This window comes from Microbacterium sp. KRD172 (assembly GCF_017168295.1).
Taxonomy (GTDB): domain Bacteria; phylum Actinomycetota; class Actinomycetes; order Actinomycetales; family Microbacteriaceae; genus Microbacterium; species Microbacterium profundi.
The window spans coordinates 3,060,420-3,064,807 of sequence record NZ_JABFAS010000002.1; the positions used below are offsets into that span (position 1 = coordinate 3,060,420).

The 4,388-nt window shown below is 69.3% G+C and carries 3 protein-coding genes; 1 reads left to right on the forward strand and 2 read right to left on the reverse strand.

Features of this window, described 5'->3' with window-relative positions; genetic code table 11:
- Window positions 1–16 precede the first annotated feature (16 nt).
- Window positions 17–1,357 (forward strand): uracil-xanthine permease family protein, encoded by a 1,341-nt coding sequence (locus J1M43_RS15045; RefSeq protein ID WP_206477189.1) that lies wholly within the window; start codon window positions 17–19, stop codon window positions 1,355–1,357.
- Window positions 1,358–1,533: 176 nt separating this feature from the next.
- Here the strand turns inward: J1M43_RS15045 and J1M43_RS15050 are convergent, their stop codons facing one another.
- Both J1M43_RS15050 and J1M43_RS15055 read right to left on the reverse strand, forming a co-directional pair.
- Window positions 1,534–3,246, reverse strand: a complete 1,713-nt coding sequence (locus J1M43_RS15050) for a biotin carboxylase N-terminal domain-containing protein (protein ID WP_206477190.1) — start codon at window positions 3,244–3,246, stop codon at window positions 1,534–1,536.
- Window positions 3,243–4,121, reverse strand: a complete 879-nt coding sequence (locus tag J1M43_RS15055; protein WP_307823503.1) for a biotin-dependent carboxyltransferase family protein — start codon at window positions 4,119–4,121, stop codon at window positions 3,243–3,245. The genes J1M43_RS15050 and J1M43_RS15055 overlap by 4 nt, the downstream gene beginning before the upstream one ends.
- Between the last annotated feature and the right edge of the window lie 267 nt (window positions 4,122–4,388).

Genomic DNA, 4,388 nt, shown 5'->3' on the forward strand with positions numbered 1-4,388 from the left:
TTTCTGAGGAGCCCCCATGCCCGTGTGGAAGATCCATGGCGACGGCCACACCGTCGCCCCCGGTGCAGTCGTCAAGCCCGAAGAGCGCCTGAACTGGCCCGCCACCTTCGCGATCGGCGCGCAGCACATCGTCGCGATGTTCGGCGCGACGTTCCTGGTGCCGATCATCACCGGCTTCCCGGTGTCGACGACGCTGCTGTTCTCGGGCCTCGGCACCCTGCTCTTCCTGCTGATCACGCGGAACCGCCTGCCCAGCTACCTGGGTTCGTCTTTCGCGTTCCTCGCCCCGATCACCGCGATCAATGCAGGGCAGGCGCTGGAGACCGCTCAGCAGATCACCCAAGCCCTCGTCGGTGTGCTCGTCGTCGGTGTGCTGCTCGCCGGCATCGGTTTTCTCGTGCAGGCCGTGGGCGTCGGGTGGATCGACCGGTTCATGCCTCCCGTCGTCGCAGGCTCCATCGTCGCTCTGATCGGCTTCAACCTCGCACCCGCCGCGTGGAACAACTTCACGCTGCAGCCCGAGCTCGCCTCTGTGACGCTCATCGCGGTAGTGCTGTTCAGCGTGCTGTTCCGCGGGTTCCTCGGGCGCATCTCGATCTTCCTGGGCGTGATCGTCGGATATGTCGTGGCGATCTTCACCGGGCAGGTCTCGTTCGAAGGCGTCGCCGACGCGGCGTGGATCGGCCTGCCTGACTTCCACCTCGCCGCGGTCACCGACCCCATGGCGTGGGCCTTCGTGCCGATGTTCCTCCCGGTCGTGCTCGTGCTCATCGCCGAGAACGTCGGGCACGTGCGTGGCGTCGCGACCATGACGAACGACCCGTCGATCAACAAGCACACCGGGCGCGCCCTCATCGCCGACGGCCTCGCCACCACGCTCGCCGGCGGCTTCGGCGGCTCGGCCACCACGACGTACGGCGAGAACATCGGCGTAATGGCCGCCACCCGCGTCTACTCCACCGCCGCGTACTGGGTGGCCGGCTTCGCCGCGATCCTGCTGGCCTTCTCGCCGAAGATCGGCGTGATCTTCAACACCATCCCGCCCGGAGTTCTCGGCGGCGTGACCACCGCGCTCTACGGCCTGATCGGCGTCATCGGCATCAAGATCTGGGTCGACAACCGCGTCGACTTCTCCCGCCCGGTCAACCAATACACCGTCGCGATCTCGTTCGTCATGGCGGTCGGCGGGTTCGCGATGCAGTGGGGCGCGTTCCAACTCGGCGCCATCGTGATCGGCACGGTCGCGGCCCTGCTGGTCTATCACGTCGGCAACGCGATCGCCCGTGCGCGCAAGACCGGAGCAGATGACGGCGGCCCCATCCCGGCCGTCGGCCCGCTGGGCGGCGACCCGGAGTAGGCGCTCGGCGCGTCACACCTGTCGGAGGTTGTCACGCACGTCGGAGGTTCTGATCGAAAGCCTCCGACCGGCGTGACAACCTCCGCAGTGCGTAACATCAGGGCGGGCTGATGCGGCGCAGGCCCGGATCTCCTCCCATCGGGGAGATCTCCTCCGGTTCGAGGCGGATGCCGCGCTCAGCCGATACGGCCGATCACAGCATCAGCGGCGATCGCCTCCCCGACGGATGCCGCGTGCACCAGCGCGCCGGCACGATGTGCGCTGACCTGCGTCTCCATCTTCATCGCGTCGAGCACGGCGACGGCATCCCCCTCCTCTACGGAAGCTCCGTCATCCACGAGCCACCGCACCAGCGTGCCGGGAGCCGGCGCCCGCAACTCGGCGGGATCAACGGATGCCGCAGCATCCACCGGCACGGCCGCACCTGCGAACCCTCGCAGCAACCCCACGGGCACTCCGAGCATCACGCGACGCCCGTCGATCTCCACCGGGAAGCGCTGCAGCGCGGCATCGTCCACGGGCGCGGGCCGCAGCTGCGGCTCCAGTCGCGGCAACAGCGTGCTCTCGATCCACTGCGTGTGCACGGCGAACGTCGCGCTCTGGAACTCCGGCTCGTCGACGGCCAGGCGATCGAACGGGATGACGGTCGCCGGCCCCTCGACCGACAGCTCACGCAGGGCACGGCGCGCGCGCACCAGCGCGGCATCCCGCGAATCCGCATGCACGACGAGCTTCGCGATCATCGAATCGAACGCCGACTGCACGGCATCACCCGCTTCGATCCCGCTGTCCCACCGCACGCCTGGTCCGCCGGGAATCCGCAGAGTCGACACCTCACCGGGGCTGGGCAGGAACCCGCGACCGGGATCCTCCGCGTTGATCCGGAACTCGAATGCATGCCCCCGCGGCTCGGGCGTCGAACGGACAGACGGCCCGTCCCCGAACGCGATCCGGAACTGCTCGGCCACCAGGTCGACACCCGTGACCTCCTCGGTCACCGGATGCTCGACCTGCAGCCGCGTGTTCACCTCGAGGAACGAGATCGTGCCGTCCGCGGCGAGCAGGAACTCGACGGTTCCCGCGCCACGGTAAGAGACCTCGGCGCAGATCCGACGCGCGGCGTCGTGGATCTCGGCGCGCTGCGCAGCGGTCAGCCCGGGCGCCGGAGCCTCTTCGATCAGCTTCTGATTGCGTCGCTGCATCGAGCAGTCGCGGTCGCCGACGACCACGATCTCACCCTGGCCGTCGCCGAGCACCTGCACCTCGATGTGCCGCGGGCTCTCGAGGAAACGCTCCACGAAGCACTCCCCTCGCCCGAACGCCACGATCGCCTCGCGGGTCGCGGCGTCGAACGCCTCTGCCACCTCCGACAGTTCGCGGACGACCTTCAGCCCGCGACCTCCGCCTCCGAACGCGGCCTTGATCGCGATCGGCAGCCCGTGCTCCTCCGCGAATGCGACCGCTTCGGCAGGCCCTGAGAGCGGCTGATCCGTGCCTGCCGCGAGCGGTGCGTTCACCCTCTGCGCGATGCGCCGTGCGGTCATCTTGTCGCCGAGCGCGTCGATGCTCGCAGGCGTCGGTCCGACCCAGACCAATCCTGCGCCCTCGACCGCGCGGGCGAATTCCGCGCTCTCCGAGAGGAATCCATAGCCAGGGTGCACGGCATCCGCCCCGCTGTCGGCGGCAGCGCGCAGCAGCGCGGCGATCGAGAGGTACGTGTCGGCGGCGGTCGTCCCGCCCAGCCCCACCGCCTCGTCAGCCAGACGCACGTGCAGCGCGTCGGCATCCTGATCGGCGTACACGGCGACCGAGGCGTAGCCGGCCTCGGCGCATGCGCGGATCACGCGCACCGCGATCTCGCCGCGATTGGCGATCAGCACCTTCTTCATGACAGTCCTTCTTCGTTGCGGGGAGTGCGGAAACGGATGCGCGCACCCGGCGGCAACTGGGCGGCGAGATCAAGGCAGCGATCGGTCAGGGCGCCGATGATCGGGTACCCGCCGGTGAGTGGATGATCCGGCAGGAACAGCACCGGCTGCCCGTCGGGCGGCACCTGGATCGCGCCGGTCACGGCGCCCTCGCTGGGCAATTCGCCCTGTGTCGCGCGCTCGAGCGGCACATCGCCCTGCAGTCGGATGCCGACCCGATCGGACCGCGGCGTGACCAGCCACTCCTGCGTCGTCAGGGCCACGAGAGCGGATGCCGTGAACCAGTCGTCCCGCGGGCCGAGCGTGATATCGAGCTCGACGAGGTCGCCGGATGCAGGCAGTTCGCGCGGAGTGGCAACGGGGTCGACCGCGTAACGCGCGGCATCTCCGATGGCGACGAGATCACCGGCGACGAGCGGTTCAGGCCCGAGGCCCGCGAGCGTGTCGCTGGCTCGGCTGCCGAGAGCGGATGCTGCGTCGATACCGCCACGGACACCTACCACGTAGCGCAGGCCGGGGCTCGGGTGGCCGAGGGTGAGCTCGTCGCCATCGACGGTCGCGAACGGAACGCCGTGCGGGATGCTGCGGGTGAGGCCCTCGGCATCGGTCAGCGTGATCGCTCCGATCGCACCTGTGACGGCGGCGACGCCGTCGCCGTGGAAGCGGAGGGTCAGGCCACCGACGCTCTCGAGCACCGCGGCCGCGGTCTCATTGCCCACCGCCCGGTTGGCATCGCGCAGCGCCGTGCGGTCGGCGGCCCCGGATGCCGAGACTCCGAGTGCCGCGTGTCCGGGACGACCGGCATCCTGTACCAGCAACTGCAGGGAAGCCCGCACGATCTCGACCAAAGGAGATTGCGGGTCGGAAGAGCGAGGCTTCGACTCGTCGCTGCTGCGTTTCGACTCGCCTACGGCTCGCTCAACGACCACCTCGCTCAACCCGTTTCGTCTCGCCCCCGGCTCGCTCAACGCCCCGCGGAGGTCAGCGCCTGCATGGGACTCTGTCTGCGGGGAACCTTGGTGCGGGTCGTTGAGCGACGACGGCGAAGCCTGAGGAGACGAAACGGGTTGAGTGACCGGAGGGAGTCGAAGCCCCTCCCGCCC

Coding starts and splice junctions, on each gene's coding strand:
- J1M43_RS15045 (WP_206477189.1), top strand. CDS start 17: ATGCCCGTGTGGAAGATCCATGGCGACGGCCACACCGTCGCCCCCGGT.
- J1M43_RS15050 (WP_206477190.1), bottom strand. CDS start 3,246: ATGAAGAAGGTGCTGATCGCCAATCGCGGCGAGATCGCGGTGCGCGTG.